The sequence below is a fragment of the Faecalibacterium sp. OF03-6AC genome (genome assembly GCF_003478175.1).
In the GTDB taxonomy this organism is placed as follows: Bacteria; Bacillota; Clostridia; order Oscillospirales; family Ruminococcaceae; genus Faecalibacterium; species Faecalibacterium taiwanense.
Map to the genome: position 1 here is coordinate 17,594 of NZ_QUEN01000010.1, position 15,283 is coordinate 32,876.

The 15,283-nt window shown below is 60.5% G+C and carries 16 protein-coding genes and 1 riboswitch; of the genes, 15 read left to right on the forward strand and 1 reads right to left on the reverse strand.

The window, feature by feature from the left end:
- The first annotated feature begins 5 nt into the window (after positions 1-5).
- Genes cobT through DXA66_RS11185 form a run of 9 tightly spaced genes read left to right on the forward strand, consistent with a single transcriptional unit; the run spans position 6 to position 7,422 of the window.
- Positions 6-1,070, forward strand: coding sequence for a nicotinate-nucleotide--dimethylbenzimidazole phosphoribosyltransferase (gene cobT / locus DXA66_RS11145; protein ID WP_097781493.1), 1,065 nt, complete (start codon positions 6-8; stop codon positions 1,068-1,070).
- Positions 1,064-1,585 (forward strand): bifunctional adenosylcobinamide kinase/adenosylcobinamide-phosphate guanylyltransferase, encoded by a 522-nt coding sequence (locus tag DXA66_RS11150; RefSeq protein WP_118528967.1) that lies wholly within the window; start codon positions 1,064-1,066, stop codon positions 1,583-1,585. Before cobT ends, DXA66_RS11150 begins: the two co-directional genes overlap by 7 nt.
- A complete protein-coding gene (locus tag DXA66_RS11155) occupies positions 1,582-2,334 on the forward strand; it encodes an adenosylcobinamide-GDP ribazoletransferase (protein ID WP_118528969.1) in 753 nt (250 codons plus the stop codon). The genes DXA66_RS11150 and DXA66_RS11155 overlap by 4 nt, the downstream gene beginning before the upstream one ends.
- Positions 2,331-2,651 carry a bifunctional adenosylcobinamide kinase/adenosylcobinamide-phosphate guanylyltransferase gene (locus DXA66_RS11160; protein WP_005943245.1) on the forward strand — a complete coding sequence of 107 codons (321 nt, stop codon included), beginning with the start codon at positions 2,331-2,333 and terminating at the stop codon, positions 2,649-2,651. The genes DXA66_RS11155 and DXA66_RS11160 overlap by 4 nt, the downstream gene beginning before the upstream one ends.
- Entirely contained in the window at positions 2,645-3,244 is a 600-nt protein-coding gene (locus DXA66_RS11165) for a histidine phosphatase family protein (RefSeq protein ID WP_005943240.1), read from the forward strand. Before DXA66_RS11160 ends, DXA66_RS11165 begins: the two co-directional genes overlap by 7 nt.
- Entirely contained in the window at positions 3,241-4,194 is a 954-nt protein-coding gene (gene cbiB / locus DXA66_RS11170; RefSeq protein ID WP_118528971.1) for an adenosylcobinamide-phosphate synthase CbiB, read from the forward strand. Before DXA66_RS11165 ends, cbiB begins: the two co-directional genes overlap by 4 nt.
- On the forward strand, positions 4,191-5,258 hold the full coding sequence (locus DXA66_RS11175) for a histidinol-phosphate transaminase (protein WP_118528973.1): 1,068 nt from the start codon (positions 4,191-4,193) through the stop codon (positions 5,256-5,258). Before cbiB ends, DXA66_RS11175 begins: the two co-directional genes overlap by 4 nt.
- Positions 5,255-6,751 carry a cobyric acid synthase gene (locus DXA66_RS11180; protein ID WP_118528975.1) on the forward strand — a complete coding sequence of 499 codons (1,497 nt, stop codon included), beginning with the start codon at positions 5,255-5,257 and terminating at the stop codon, positions 6,749-6,751. The genes DXA66_RS11175 and DXA66_RS11180 overlap by 4 nt, the downstream gene beginning before the upstream one ends.
- Positions 6,748-7,422, forward strand: a complete 675-nt coding sequence (locus DXA66_RS11185; RefSeq protein ID WP_118528977.1) for a precorrin-8X methylmutase — start codon at positions 6,748-6,750, stop codon at positions 7,420-7,422. Before DXA66_RS11180 ends, DXA66_RS11185 begins: the two co-directional genes overlap by 4 nt.
- Positions 7,423-7,584: 162 nt before the next feature.
- Here DXA66_RS11185 and DXA66_RS11190 read toward each other — a convergent pair whose 3' ends face one another.
- The gene (locus tag DXA66_RS11190; protein ID WP_118528979.1) at positions 7,585-8,988 is read right to left on the reverse strand and encodes a hypothetical protein; all 1,404 of its coding nucleotides are present in this window, start codon (positions 8,986-8,988) and stop codon (positions 7,585-7,587) included.
- Positions 8,989-9,178: 190 nt separating this feature from the next.
- Positions 9,179-9,286, forward strand: a riboswitch (TPP riboswitch).
- Between the two features lie 290 nt (positions 9,287-9,576).
- Between DXA66_RS11190 and thiW the strand changes: the two genes are divergently transcribed.
- The 6 genes from thiW (at position 9,577) to DXA66_RS11220 (ending at position 15,246) form a co-directional block, all read left to right on the forward strand.
- Positions 9,577-10,092, forward strand: a complete 516-nt coding sequence (gene thiW / locus DXA66_RS11195) for an energy coupling factor transporter S component ThiW (RefSeq protein ID WP_118528981.1) — start codon at positions 9,577-9,579, stop codon at positions 10,090-10,092.
- A 15-nt stretch (positions 10,093-10,107) separates the two neighbouring features.
- Positions 10,108-10,929 (forward strand): hydroxyethylthiazole kinase, encoded by an 822-nt coding sequence (thiM, locus tag DXA66_RS11200; RefSeq protein WP_118528983.1) that lies wholly within the window; start codon positions 10,108-10,110, stop codon positions 10,927-10,929.
- Positions 10,916-11,551 (forward strand): thiamine phosphate synthase, encoded by a 636-nt coding sequence (gene thiE / locus DXA66_RS11205; RefSeq protein ID WP_118528985.1) that lies wholly within the window; start codon positions 10,916-10,918, stop codon positions 11,549-11,551. Before thiM ends, thiE begins: the two co-directional genes overlap by 14 nt.
- A 202-nt stretch (positions 11,552-11,753) precedes the next feature.
- Positions 11,754-13,064: a phosphomethylpyrimidine synthase ThiC gene (gene thiC, locus DXA66_RS11210; protein ID WP_044953845.1), complete on the forward strand. Its 1,311-nt coding sequence runs from the start codon at positions 11,754-11,756 to the stop codon at positions 13,062-13,064.
- Positions 13,065-13,196: 132 nt separating this feature from the next.
- Positions 13,197-13,577 (forward strand): hypothetical protein, encoded by a 381-nt coding sequence (locus tag DXA66_RS11215; RefSeq protein ID WP_147365177.1) that lies wholly within the window; start codon positions 13,197-13,199, stop codon positions 13,575-13,577.
- Between the two features lie 283 nt (positions 13,578-13,860).
- Positions 13,861-15,246, forward strand: a complete 1,386-nt coding sequence (locus tag DXA66_RS11220) for an alanine/glycine:cation symporter family protein (RefSeq protein ID WP_118528988.1) — start codon at positions 13,861-13,863, stop codon at positions 15,244-15,246.
- Positions 15,247-15,283: the final 37 nt, after the last annotated feature.

Genomic DNA, 15,283 nt, shown 5'->3' on the forward strand with positions numbered 1-15,283 from the left:
CCAAAATGACCGAAACGGAACTGAATGCACTTTTGGCGGGTATCACCCCGGCCAACGAAGCTGCCCGCGCGGCGGCACACGCCCACTGGGCCAGCCTTGCAAAGCCTCTGGGCGGGTTGGGCCGGCTGGAGACCATGCTGGAGGATGCCGCCGCCCTTACCGGCAGTGCGGAGCTTGATCTTTCCCGCCGGGTGGTGGTGGTGCTCTGCGCGGATAACGGCGTGGTGGCGCAGGGCGTGAGCCAGACCGGGCAGGAAGTGACCCGTGCCGTGGCCGAAAACCTTGCCATGCGGCGCACCAGTGTGTGCCAGATGGCCCGCACGGCCCACTGCGATGTTCTGCCCGTGGATATGGGTATGGCAGGCGAACCGGTGCCCGGCGTGCGCAGCTGCCGCATTGCCGCAGGCACGGCGGATTTTACCCAAGGCCCTGCCATGAGCCGGGCCGAGGCCGTGCAGGCCGTTGGGGAGGGCATTGCCCTTGCCCGGGAACTGGCAGAGGATGGCTACAGGCTCATCGCCACCGGTGAAATGGGCATTGGCAATACCACCACCTCCAGCGCGGTGGCGGCAGTGCTGCTGGGCCAGCCCGTGGAGCTTATGACCGGGCGCGGTGCGGGCCTCTCGGACGAAGGGCTTGCCCGTAAGGTGGATGCCATCTGCCGCGGCATCCTTTGCAATGAGCCGGACCCGGAAGACACATTGGATGTTCTTGCAAAGCTTGGCGGCTTTGATATCGCGGGCCTGTGCGGTGTGTTTCTGGGCGGTGCACTGGCCGGTGTGCCGGTGCTGGCAGATGGCTTTATCAGCGGAGTGGCCGCGCTGTGCGCCGTGCGGCTGTGCCCGGCGGCGGCAAAGGCTGTGTTTGCAAGCCACTGCTCGGCAGAGCCTGCCGCGCGCATCGTGCTGGAAGCACTGGGCAAAGCACCCATCATTACGGCGGGGCTGCATCTGGGCGAGGGCACCGGCGCGGTGGCCAGCATCCCGCTGTGGGATATGGCGCTGGCCGTATACGGCGGGTGCTACTCCTTTGCGGAGGGCGGCATTGCGCCGTATACGCCCCAATGTTGACGCTGGTTCTGGGCGGCGCGGCCAGCGGCAAAAGTGAATACGCCGAGAGCCTTGTGCTCAGGACCACCGGCCCCCGCTACTATCTTGCCACCATGCAGGTGTGGGATGCCGAGTGTGCCGCCCGGGTGGAAAAGCACCGCAAAATGCGGGCCGCAAAGCAGTTTGAAACGGTGGAGTGTCCCTTGCATCTGGGCAATGTGCGCCTGCCTGCGCGGGGCACCGCCTTGCTGGAAGACCTTGGCAACCTTGCCGCCAACGAGCTGTACGACCCGGCGGGAGCAGGGGAAAACGCGGCCAAAGCCATCCTGCACGGGCTGGAAAGCCTTGCCGCCCAGTGCGAAAACCTGCTCGTGGTCTCCAACGAGGTGTTCAGCGGCGGGGCTGACTATGCCGGCGATACAGACCGCTATCTGCTGGCACTGGCGCAGGTGAACAATGCCTTTGCCGCCCGGGCAGATGCGGTGGTGCGGGTGGTATGCGGCATCCCCGTGTACTATAAAGGAGTGGAAAAATGATCGTTTTGCAGACCATCGCGGTGGCCTTTGCCATGTTTTCGGCCATCCCGGTGCCGCAGTTCGACTGGAACGAAAAAAATATGCGCTACGCCATGTGCGCCTTCCCGCTCATTGGTGTCGTTATTGGTGCGGCGTGGTGTGTGTGTGGCACGCTGCCCCTGCCGGACCTTGCCAAGGCGGCAGGCTTTGCGCTGATCCCGGTATGGATCACCGGCGGCATCCATCTGGACGGCTACGCCGACACCTGCGACGCCCTTTCCAGCTACGGCGACCACACGAAAAAGCTGGAAATATTAAAAGACCCCCATTGCGGTGCCTTTGCGGTCATCCGACTGTGCAGCTATTTTCTGGTCTATTTTGCCCTGTGCACCTGTGTGAGTTTTACACCCCGCGTGGGTGTGCTGTGGGTTCTGGCACTTGTGCTGGAACGGGCGCTTTCGGGCCTTGCGGTGGCATCGTTCCCCATGGCAAAAAACACCGGTCTTGCACACACCTTTGCCACTGCAGCAGACAAAACTGTGGTGCGCCGGGTGCTGGCGGTGCTGGCCGCAGTTCTGTGCGTGGGCATGGCAGCGCTGGGCGGCTGGGCGCTGGTGCTGGCAGCGCTGGCGGTGCTCTGGCGCTACCATGCCGTGAGCCGGAAACAGTTCGGCGGCATCACCGGCGACCTTGCCGGGTGGTTTTTGCAAAAGGCCGAGCTCTGGATGCTGGCGGCGCTGTGTGCCTGCCAGTGGGGAGGGCTGCTATGATCTTTATTACCGGGCCGCTCTACAGCGGCAAGCGCACCTTTGCACAAACACTTCCCGGCAAGCGTCTTTCGGACGTGCAGGTATTGGCTGCCGATGCCGCCGACCTGCCTGCCTTGGCAGACAAGCTTGCCCATGAATACGATATCCTCATCGCCACCGAGGTAGGCGGCGGTGTTGTGCCGATGGATGTCAAACAGCGCGCCGACCGCGAGGCGGCGGGCAGACTTGCCTGCCTGCTGGCCGCACGGGCCGAGTGCGTGGTGCAGATGTTCTGCGGCATCCCCACGGTTTTGAAAGGAGAATTGTCTCAATGCTGATCTATCTTCTGCGTCATGGCCAGACGGAATACAACGCCCAGAAGCGTTATCAGGGCCAGCGCGACATCCCGCTCTCACCCGAAGGCGCTGCCCAGCTGCGCCGGGCAGATTTTGACCCCGATGTGGTCTATGTTTCCACCTTGCAGCGCACCAGCCAGACGGCGCGCATCCTGTTCCCGGAGGCAAAGCTTGTGCCGGTGGACGGCCTGAAAGAGATGTGCTTTGGCAGCTTTGAGGGCCGCAATTTCATCGAGATGGAAAAGGACCCCGAGTATCAGGCATGGGTGAAGGCCAACTGCGAAAGCCCCTGCCCGGATGGAGAGCGCAAGACGGATTTTTCAGACCGCATCTGCCGCACCGTGGCAGAGCTGATCGATAAAGCTCTTGCCGCAGGCGAAGAACGGCTGGTCATTCTGGCCCACGGCGGCACCCAGATGGCCGCCATGGAACGGTTTGCCGTCCCCCACAGGGACTATTATGCATGGTGCGGACCCAACGCGGGCGGCTTTGTGCTGGATGCAAAGGACTGGACGGAAAAGCATCTGCTGTATCTCGTGAAGACCGTCCAGTACACAAAGGAGAGCAGGGCATGATCCTTCAGGCAGTTGTCGGCGGTTTTGTGCTGGACGCGCTCTTCGGCGACCCGGCGTGGCTGCCGCACCCGGTGGTGCTTATGGGCAGATGCATCTCCCGGCTGGAAAAATTCCTGCGTGCCCGCCTGCCCGGCACCCCGCAGGGCGAGCTGCTGGGCGGTGCCGTGACGGCGTTCTGCCTGCCGGTGGGCACCTTTCTGGTCACGAGCCTTGTGTGTCTGGCGGCGGCAAAGCTCAGCCTGTGGCTGGGCCTTGCGGTGCAGATGTTCTGGTGCGGGCAGGCGCTGGCGGCAAGGGGCCTTGCGCAGGAGAGCACAAATGTGTATAACGAGCTGGTCCGGAACGACCTGCCCGCTGCTCGCAAAGCCGTGAGCCGCATCGTGGGCCGCGACACCCAGAACCTGACCGCAGAGGGTGTGACCAAAGCTGCGGTGGAAACGGTGGCCGAAAATGCCAGCGACGGCGTCATTGCGCCGCTGCTGTATATGCTCATCGGCGGGGCACCGCTGGCGCTGACCTACAAGGCTATCAATACCATGGACAGCATGCTGGGCTACAAAAACGAGAAGTATCTTTACTTTGGCCGCGCAGCCGCGAAGCTGGACGACCTTGCCAACTACATCCCCAGCCGCCTTGCCGCCCTTTTGTGGGTGGCCGCTGCGGCCTTTACCGGCAACGATGCCAAGGGCGCATGGCACATCTGGCGGCGGGACCGGTGCAACCACGCCAGCCCCAACAGCGCCCAGACCGAAAGCGCCTGCGCCGGTGCACTGGGCGTGCAGCTGGCCGGCCCGGCTTACTATTTTGGCGAATATTACCCCAAGCCCACCATCGGTGATGCCCTGCGCCCCATTGAGCCGCAGGACATCCTGCGCGCCAACCGCATGATGTATGTGGCAAGCGGCTTTGCGCTGGCATGGGGTGCAGCAATACGGGGGTTCCTTGCATGAAACAATTGCCCCATGGCGGCGACTGGGCGGGCTACCGCGCCGAGTTTGGCCGCGACCCGCTGGATTTTTCGGCCAATGTCAGCCCGCTGGGTCTGCCCGGGGGCGTGGCAAAGGCCATTACGGCAGCGCTTGCCACGGCCGACCGCTACCCCGACCCGCTGTGCCGGGCCCTGCGTGAAAAACTGGCGGTGGCTGAGGGAGTGCCCGCCGAATGGCTGCTGTGCGGCAACGGCGCGGCAGACCTCATCTTCCGGCTGGCGCTGGCCGAAAAGCCCCGCACCGCCCTTGTGACGGCACCCACCTTCGCCGAGTACGCCACGGCACTGGGAACTGTGGACTGCAGGGTGGAACGGCATTTTTTGCGGGAAGAAAACGATTTTGCGGTGACGAAGGATCTCCTGAACGCGGTGCACCCGGGTACAAATATGGTGTTCCTCTGTCAGCCCAACAACCCCACCGGCCAGCTGGCAGAGCCTGCCCTTGTGGAAGCGCTGCTGCACAGATGCGAAGCCGTGGGTGCGGTGCTGGCCGTGGACGAATGCTTTCTGGATTTTCTGCCGGAGGGCGAAGGCCTTTCGGCAAAGCATCTGCTGAAAAACAGCAAAAAACTGATTATTTTAAAAGCCTTCACCAAGCTTTACGGCATGGCAGGCGTGCGTCTGGGCTATTGCCTGTGCTCTGATACAGAGCTGCTTGCCCGGATGCGGGCAGCGGGCCAGCCGTGGGCGGTTTCCAGTTTGGCACAGGCGGCGGGCATCGCTGCGCTGGACGAGACGGAATATGTGGCGAAGGTGCGTGCATTGATCGAAGCACAGCGGCCTGTGCTGGCAGACGGCCTGCGGGCGCTGGGCCTGCGGGTGATCGGGGGCCGGGCTAACTATCTGCTGTTCCGCGCGCCGGAAGCGCTGGGCGAAGCGCTGCGCCGCAAGGGTGCAGTACTGCGCAGCTGCGGCAATTATCCGGGCCTTGATGCCAGCTGGTACCGCACCGCCGTGCGCACAGAAAACGAGAACCGGCAGCTGCTTGCACTGCTGGCCGAAACCCTGCCGGAGGTGGCACAATGAGCAAGGCAAAATGCATTATGGTGCAGGGCACCATGAGCGGTGCGGGCAAAAGCCTGCTGTGCGCGGCGCTGTGCCGCATCTTTGCGCAGGATGGCTACCGCGTGGCCCCTTTCAAAAGCCAGAACATGGCCCTGAACAGCTTCGTCACCCGCAACGGTGCAGAGATGGGCCGTGCTCAGGTGGTGCAGGCACAGGCTGCAGGCGTGGAGCCGGATGTGCGCATGAACCCCATCCTGCTCAAGCCCAGCAGCGATGTGGGCAGCCAGGTGATCGTGAACGGCAAGGCCCGGGGCCAGATGTCTGCTGCCGCCTACTTTAAAATGAAGCGCAGCCTTATCCCGGACATTCTGGAAGCCTACAACAGCCTTGCCGCCGAGAACGACATTATCGTGATCGAAGGCGCGGGCAGCCCGGCGGAGATCAACCTGAAAGCCGACGATATCGTGAACATGGGCCTTGCAAAGCTGGTGGATGCGCCGGTGCTTCTGGCGGGCGATATCGACCGGGGCGGCGTATTCGCGCAGCTGTACGGCACCGTGGAACTGCTGGAAGCCGACGAGCGTGCCCGCATCAGGGGGCTCATTATCAACAAGTTCCGGGGCGATGTGGAGATCCTGCGGCCCGGCCTTGCCATGCTGGAAGAAAAAACGCAGCTGCCCGTAGTGGGTGTGGTGCCGTATCTGCGGGTGGAGATCGAGGACGAGGATTCTCTCTCGGATCGTCTGGAAGCAAAAAGCGCCGTCAAACCGCTGGATATCGCCATCCTGCGCCTGCCGCATGTGTCCAACTTCACCGACTTTATCCCGCTGGAACAGCACCCGCTGCTGGGTGTGCGGTATGTGCAGCGCACCCGCCAGCTGGGTGCACCGGATCTCGTCATCCTGCCCGGCACCAAGAACACCATGGATGACCTGCGCTGGCTGCGGGAAAGCGGGCTGGAAGCGGCGGTGCTCAGGCTTTCGGCAGCTGGTACGCCGGTGCTGGGCGTGTGCGGCGGCTACCAGATGCTGGGCGAACAGCTCTGCGACCCGGCAGGGGAGGAGAGCGGCACCCCCTGCACCCTGCGGGGCCTTGGCCTGCTGCCCACCACGACGGTGTTCGGCACCGAAAAGCACCTGACCCAGACCGCAGCCTGTGTGACCACAGAACCCTTTGCAGGCGTAAAGCTGACGGGCTACGAGATCCACGCAGGCCGCACCGAGGTGCGGGGCAGTGCGTTCTGCATCCTTGCAGACGGCACGCCGGAGGGCTGTGTGCAGGACGGTGTATTCGGTACCTACCTGCACGGCCTGTTCGACACCGGCGAACTGACCGAAAAACTGACCGAATTTTTGTGCAAACGGAAGGGCATCGATCCGGCCGGGGCCGAGCTTATCCCCATGGAGCAGTACCGTCAGCAGCAGTTTGATCTGCTTGCCGATGGTGTGCGCGCGGCACTGGATATGCCCGCCATCTATGCCGCCATGGGAATGCAAAAAGGAGACAACACATGACACCGCAGCATCATCTGCCCGCCGACATTGAACGGACGAGCATCTCCATTATCACAAGGGAACTGGACGAGCTGGGCCTGACCCCGCCGCCGGAGACGGCTGCGGTGGTCAAGCGGGTCATCCACACCACCGCGGATTTCGACTATGCCAAAAATCTGCGCTTTACACCCGGCGCGGTGGAAGCCGCAGTCAAGGCCCTGCACGCGGGTGCTTTCATCGTTACCGACACTAATATGGCGCTGGCGGGCATCACAAAGCCGGGCCTGAAAAAACTGAACGGTGAAGCCATCTGCTACATGGCAGACCCCGCTGTGGCCGAAGCCGCAAAGCAGGCGGGCACCACCCGTGCCGTTGCCGCCATGCACCGCGCTGCCCGGGAGCACCCGGGGGCCATTCTGGCCATTGGCAATGCGCCCACGGCCCTTTTGACCATTGCGGAGGAAATGGAAGCCGGTCTGCGGCCTGCACTGGTCATTGGCGTGCCGGTGGGGTTTGTGAATGTGGTGGAAAGCAAGGAAGTACTGTTTGCCGCCTGCGAGCGATACGGCGTGCCTGCCATCGCCGCCATGGGCCGCAAGGGCGGCAGCAATGTGGCTGCAGCCATCTGCAACGCCCTCATTTACTCTGCCGCCGAAATGCTGGACCCCACAGCAAGAGGGTGGAACGGATAAGGTGGAAACAGCATAATATCAAAAACCCGGAACCCTTTTTGAGCCGTTTTGGCTGAGAAAAGGTTCCGGGTTTTGTTCATGATTTTTTCAGAGAGCTATTTTGCAACAGCCCCATTTTCACGGAAAAGATCCGAACCGAGCACGGCATCCACACTGCCGGCATCAGGCTGCGGGGAACGCCTTGTTCCACACTTCGATCACCTTGAACTTCGGGGTCCAGCCTTCGGGCTCAAAGCGGTCGCCCTTGGCAGCCATGGTGCCCTGCTCGGTGCACCACTGTGCGGCCTTGGCCGTATCGGGGTCGGTCACATCCACAAAGGCGGGTGCGCCTGCGGGTTCGGGCCTGCCTGCGGTGTTCCACACCAGCAGAGCCAGTTGGCCGCGGTTTGCCGGGATGGCTGTGCCCTCGGGCAGGAGGCTGTGCAGGATCACGCGGGTGGCGATCTCGTAGCCGCCCCAGATGGCTGCACCGCCCACGGCCACGGCGGCAATGGTACCGCCTGCGGTATCCATGGGTGCAGGTTCCACGCCGAAGTCTTCATCAAGAGGTTCGTCCGGGTCAGGCTTGGCCACCGGGCTGGCCGACCACTGAGCGGTCAGGCTCACGTCGCCTGCGGGCATTTTAAAGGTAAATGCTGTGCTGGTCTGCCAGCCCTCGTCCGGCTCCATCGGCGCGGCACTGCCGTCCTGCGCGGTCCAGTTCGTAAACTCCATCCAGTAGCCGTCTTTCAGGGTGGTAGCCACTGTCACCGTCTCGCCTTCCTTGACCCAAAGGCTGCTGCGTGGTTCGCCGTTGATGGTCACACTGCCCAGACTGTCGTTGATGGATACCTTGTACAGCTGGTCCCGCTGTGCTTCCAGCGTCACAGTGCCCTCAGGCATTTTAAAGGTGAACTCCTTGCTGGTCTGCCAGCCGCCTTCCGGCCAGCCGTCATCCGGCTCTACGGGTGCTTTGCCGGTATACGTCCACTGCAGGAAGGGGTTCTCTTCCGTGCTTTCGGCCCGGACGGTGACCAGCTGGCCCGGCTTCACGATCTTTTTGGATGTGCCGGTGTCGCCGTTCTCGTCCACGATGGTGCCGTGTGTGACGTTGACATCGTACAGGGTCGTAAAGAATGCCCGCAGCTCTACATCGCCTTCGGGCATGGTGAAGCAGAAACTCTGCTTGTCCTGCCAGTTTTGATCCGGTTTCACGAGTTCTTTCTCGCTGGCAAGCTGCCACATATTAAACTGGCGGTAGTCGTTGAGCTCGCTGTCAGGAACTTTTGCGATGATCCTTGTGCCCGGCAGCGCCTCGTGGATTTTCTGCTCTTCTGCCCCTTCGGCAAAGAACTCAGCCTTTCCTGCGGGCTCATAGATCAGATACGTTTTTCGATATTCTGCGCTCAGGCTCACGTTGCCCTCAGGCATCTTAAGGCCCGTTGTTGTACCGCCTTTTGTAAGCGTGATCATCGCCGCGCTTCCTATTTCCGGTTCTGCCGCCAGTGCCGGTGCGCACACGCTCAGCACCATGCACAGCGCCACGATGGCCGAAAGCAGCCTTTGGGTCAGGGTCGTCTGCTTCATACGGAATTCCTCCTTTTTTGTTTACGGGGGGGGGGGTATGCGTCCGCCTTAAAAATACCATATTTCACCTTCTTTTTCAATAAAACCTGCGTGAAACGCCCCAAAAACTGCGTGAAAACCGTTTTGCACCGCTGTGCGCGCCTTTGCCCCCTCTTGCAATTTGTGCGCAAAGGGTGTAGAATACAGTCACAATCAAATACAGGGGAGCTTGTGAAGCAGGCTGAGAGGAAGTATCCAAACTTCGACCCTTTTACCTGATGCGGATAATGCCGCCGTAGGAAGTCAGAATGGATGATTTTTTGCAGGAGGCACCGCGGAAGGTGTCTCCTGTTTTTTGTTGTGTACCGATTACCATTAAGGAGGATGCCTTGTACTTTTCTGCGAAAGTGCCGCAGCGGGCTGAGGGGGAGCGCCCTGAGCTTTGTGACCGTCAGCGATGGGAAGCCGTGTTCCGGCGTGAGAGGAGACCAGCAAGTCTCGACCGCTTCTTATAGTTCCTGCGCCGGGTCTGGCACCGGGTGCGGGCTGTTTGCGGAGGCGCTGTATGGTTTTTGCTGCTTCCGCAGGTTTGGAAAGGAGCCTTGCCTTATGAAAAAACTCTCTGTGAAAAAGCTGGCGCTGGCCGGCATGCTGTGCGCTCTGTGCGTGGTGGGCAGCGTATTCAGCTTCCCCATGTTCGGCAGCAAATGTGCACCCATCCAGCACATGGTCAATGTGACCTGCGCGGTGCTGCTTGGCCCGTGGTGGGGCGTGGGCGTGGCCTTTGTGGCCTCGCTGCTGCGCAATCTGCTGGGTCTGGGCAGCCTGATGGCCTTCCCCGGCAGCATGTTCGGCGCACTGCTGTGCGGCCTTGTGTACCATAAGACCAAAAACATCCTTGCCACCATGGTGGGCGAGGTGTTCGGCACCAGCATTCTGGGCGGCCTGTGCGCTTACCCGGTGGCCATCTTCCTCATGGGCAAGAGCGCTGGCGATATCGCGTTCTATGCCTACATCGTGCCGTTCCTCATCTCCACTGCAGTGGGTTCCATCATTGCGGGCGTGCTGGTGTACAGCCTGCAGCGCTCCGGCGCTCTGCGCTCCATGCAGAACAGCCTTTCCTGACGGTGGTGCGTGCAAATGTTTAAAACAGAGTTTGAAAATGTCCGCCGCACCTGCCCGCTCATCCATAACATTACCAACTACGTCACCGTGAACGACTGCGCCAACATGGTGCTGGCCTGCGGTGCTTCGCCCATCATGGCCGACGATGCCGCCGAGGTGGAGGACATCACCACCATCTGCGGCGGTCTGAACATCAACATCGGCACCCTGAACAGCCGCACCATCACCAGCATGCTGCTGGCGGGCAAAAAGGCAAACCAGCTGGGCCATCCTGTGGTGCTGGACCCGGTGGGTGCGGGTGCATCCCGCCTGCGCACCGACACGGCTTTCCGCCTGCTCCGGGACGTAAAGTTCACCGTGATCCGCGGCAACATCTCGGAGATCAAAACGCTGGCTTCCGGCGCGGGAACCACCAAGGGCGTGGATGCCGATGTGGCCGATAAAGTTACTGAGGCCAATCTGGATTCTGCCGTGGCCTTTGCCAAGGCCTTTGCAGCCCAGACGGGTGCCGTTATTGCCATTACCGGTGCCATCGACATCGTGGCCGATGCCCACACCGCCTACTGCATCCGCAACGGCAATGCCATGATGAGCAGCATCACCGGCACAGGCTGCCAGCTTTCGGCCCTGACGGCGGCGTTCGTTACCGCCAACCCCGGCCATCCGCTGGAAGCCGCTGCAGCTGCAGTGTGCGCCATGGGCCTTGCGGGCGAGACCGCCCACAAACGCCTGACCCCGCTGGACGGCAACTCCACCTACCGCAATTATATCATCGATGCCATTTACAATATGACCCCGGATCAGCTGGAAGAAGGAGCAAACTATGAAGTGCGATAAGCAGAACATGCTTCTGTATGCCGTCACCGACCGCGCATGGGTGGGCAAACAGACCCTCTATGAACAGGTGGAGAGCGCCCTGAAGGGCGGTGTCACCTGTGTGCAGCTGCGTGAAAAAGAGCTGGACGACGAAGCCTTTCTGAAAGAGGCTGTGGAGATCCATGCTCTGTGCCAGCGCTACGGCGTGCCGTTCTTTGTGAACGACAATGTGGACATTGCCATCCGCTGCCACGCCGAGGGTGTGCATGTGGGGCAGGAGGATATGGCCGCAGCGCAGGTGCGCGCCCGTGTGGGCGACGGCATGATGATCGGCGTTTCCGTCCACAGTGTGGAGGAAGCACGGGAAGCCGTCAAGCACGGCGCAGACTGCCTTGGCGTGGGCGCGGCCTTTGCCACCCACACCAAGACCGATGTGGATGTTCTGCCCCACGAGACCCTGAAGGCCATCTGTGATGCCGTGGACATCCCGGTGGTGGCCATTGGCGGCATCCACAAGGAGAACATCCTGCAGCTCAAGGGCACCGGTGTGGATGGCGTGGCCCTTGTGAGCGCCATCTTTGCAGCAGACGACATCGAGACCGAGTGCAAAGAGTTGAAAGCCCTGTCGGAGCAGATCATCTGACCGATCCCGCGGCAAACCGGGGACACCACCTTGGGCCGCGTTATAAAATTCATGGAGAAAACCAACATGAAAAGCGTATTTTGCGCAGGTGCCGGCATCCAGAACGTTCTGTTTTTTCTGAATGACGGCTGCCTTTCCCTACCCTTGTATGACCAGCACCCTGCTGTTCAGAGATAAACTGTCATTTGGAGGAACAGAGCGTATGCAGACTTATACCACTCAGATGGATGCTGCCCGCAAGGGCATCATCACGCCGCAGATGGAGATCGTGGCTAAAAAAGAGTATCGCACCACCGAGGAGATCCGCCAGTGGGTGGCCGAGGGCAAGGTAGCCATTCCGGCCAACAAGCACCACGAGTGTTTGAACCCCGAGGGTGTCGGCTCCATGCTGCGCACCAAGATCAACGTGAACCTTGGTGTCTCCCGCGACTGCAAGGACTACAACGTGGAGATGCAGAAGGTGATGAGCGCCGTCAACATGGGTGCGGAAGCCATTATGGATCTTTCCAGCCACGGCAACACCCAGCCCTTCCGCCAGAAGCTGACCCACGAGTGCCCGGTGATGATCGGCACTGTGCCGGTGTACGATTCGGTCATCCACTACCAGCGCGATCTGGCTGAGCTGACCGCACAGGACTTCATCGATGTGGTGCGCCTGCATGCAGAGGACGGTGTGGACTTTGTCACCCTGCACTGCGGCATCACCCGCAAGACCATCGAGCAGATCCGCAAGCACAAGCGCAAGATGAACATTGTCAGCCGCGGCGGCTCTCTGGTGTTTGCATGGATGAGCATGACCGGCAACGAGAACCCCTTCTACGAGCACTTTGACGAGATCTGCGAGATCTGCGCCGAGCATGATGTGACCATCTCGCTGGGCGATGCCTGCCGTCCCGGCTGTCTGGCTGACGCCACCGATGTGTGCCAGATCGAGGAGCTGGTGCGTCTGGGCGAGTTGACCAAGCGCGCATGGGCACACAACGTGCAGGTGATGGTGGAAGGCCCCGGCCATGTGCCCCTGAATCAGGTGGCTGCCAACATGGAGGTGCAGAAGAGCATCTGCATGGGCGCACCCTTCTATGTGCTGGGACCCCTCGTCACCGATATCGCCCCCGGTTACGACCACATCACCGCTGCCATCGGCGGCGCTGTGGCTGCAGCCAGCGGTGCAGCTTTCCTGTGCTATGTGACCCCCGCCGAGCATCTGGCTCTGCCCAATGTGGACGATGTGAAGCAGGGCATCGTGGCCTCCAAGATCGCTGCCCACGCCGCCGATATCGCCAAGGGCATCCCCCACGCCCGGGACATCGACGATAAGATGGGCGATGCCCGCCGCGTGCTGGACTGGGATGCACAGTTCGCCTGCGCACTGGACCCGGAGACCGCCAAGGCCATCCGCGATGCCCGTCTGCCGGAGGACGACCACAGCGACACCTGCAGCATGTGCGGCAAGTTCTGTGCCGTGCGCAGCATGAACAAGGCGCTGGCCGGTGAGTACATCGACATTCTGTAAAAATCTTCTGTTTTGCGCGCAGAAGCGTGCATCTTCCTCCGCCGCCCGGTATGACCGCCGGGCGGCTTTTGTTGTAATACGGCGAAAAATATGTTACAATAAATCAATTTGTTATGACAGGGGTGTGGGAAATTGGAAATGACCGTTCTGGGGAATCTTGATCCTACTCCGCTTACCGCATTTTTCGGGCAGCTGCAAACGACTGAAGTGATCGTTACGGACGAGCGCATTGCACACATCAAAGAGCGCCATCCGGAGGATCTTCTTCTGTTTGAGCAATATGGACGGGAGGCTGTGCTTTCTCCTGATTTGATCATTCGGGACAGCAAGCATATTGGAACAGTTTTTGCCGTGAAAAAACTGCCGGATACGAACCTGAATGTTGTTGTAAGGCTTGTGCTGGAAACCGATGAAGCGGGATTTAAGAATTCTGTCATGACATTTTACAGGCTCCGCGAACGTAACTTGAAAAAACTTCTGGAGAAGAACCAGCTGCTTTACACGCGGGAATAAATTTGCTATAATATGGGTAGGATAAGGTAGCGTTTGAAGTAGAGAATGTGCTGCTACACGCCCCTTGGGCCAAAAGAAATGCGGGAAAGGGCACACCCGCCAAATGCTACTCGATGGGGAACGGTTCAAATGCCGTTCCCCGTTCCTGTTTTAAGAGGTCCCTTACGGATCTCTTTTTTATTATCGATTATTTCTATCAATTTTTTAGAATTTACAATTCTTCTGTACTGTACTATAATAAAGTTAACAACTTCATTCACCCAAAGTACAGGAGGAATCTGCCTTGCTGGTAAATCTTATCGAATCCGTCTATCGCCTGCTGTGGGGCGACCTGTTCACCATCCCGCTGGGCGGCGGCATCGGCATTTCCTTCATGGTGGTGCTGCTGTTCACGGCGGGTATCTGGTTCACCTGCCGCACCCGTCTTTTGCCGGTGCGGCTGTTCCGGGATATGATCGCCGCCGTGTGCGAGAAAAAGCAGGGCAGGGACGGCCTTTCCTCCTTCCAGACGCTGGTCATTTCCACCGCCACCCGCGTGGGCATGGGCAATCTGGTGGGCGTGGTGGCTGCTGTTTCTGCAGGCGGTGCCGGTGCGGTGTTCTGGATGTGGGTCACTGCCATTTTGGGTGCGTCCACCTCCTTTATCGAATCCACCCTTGCCCAGAAATACCGCCAGCCCGACCCGCTGTACGGCGGCTGGCGCGGCGGCCCGGCCTACTATCTGCATGTGCTGGCGGAGCGCAGGCGCGGCAAAAAGCTCAAACGCTCTGTGGTAGCGGCGCTGTTTGCGGTGTCTGGCCTCATCTGCTGGTGCGGCATCAGTCAGGTGATCTCCAACTCGGTCAGTTCTGCGTTTGAAAATGCGTTCCATATTCCGCCGCTTACTACCACACTGGTGCTCACGGCCATTGCGGCGGTGATCGTGCTGCGCAAGAATGCCACCGTGAAAAGTCTGGACGTGATGGTGCCCATCATGGCGGTGTGCTATTTTGTCATCACCGTGGGCATCGTGCTGTTCAACCTGCCCAAGCTCCCGGCGGTGTTCGGGCGCATCTTTGCGGAAGCGTTCGGTCTGCGGCAGGCAGTGGCTGGCGGCTTTGGTGCTGTGCTGATGAACGGTGTCAAGCGCGGCCTGTTCTCCAACGAAGCGGGCAGCGGTTCGGCACCCTGTGCAGCTGCCGCCGCAGAGTGCGACGACCCGGTCAAGATGGGCTTTGTGCAGGCACTGGGCGTGCTGATCGATACGGTGGTGATCTGCAGCTGCACAGCTTTTTTGATGCTGCTGGTGCCGCAGGAGATCACAGAAGGACTTGCGGGCATGGATCTTTTGCAGACTGCCCTGCAGTACCATCTGGGCGGCTTTGGCGTCGTGTTCATTGCGGCCACGCTGGCGCTGTTCAGCTTTTCCACCTTTCTGGGCGTTTTGTACTATGCCCGCGGCAATGTGGCCTATCTGTGCGGCGACAACTGGTGGAGCCAGACCATGTATAAGCTGATCGCGCTGGCCATGCTGGTGATCGGCGGTATGCAGGCCTACACGGTGGTGTGGGATCTGGGCGACGTTGGCATCGGCTTGATGACCATTTTCAACATGATAGCCTTGGTGCCCATGGCAAAGGAAGCGCTTGCCGCCCTGAACGACTATGAAAAACGCAAAAAACTGCAGTAAATAGCAAAGGCCCGGCTCCCTGTAACATGGGAACCGG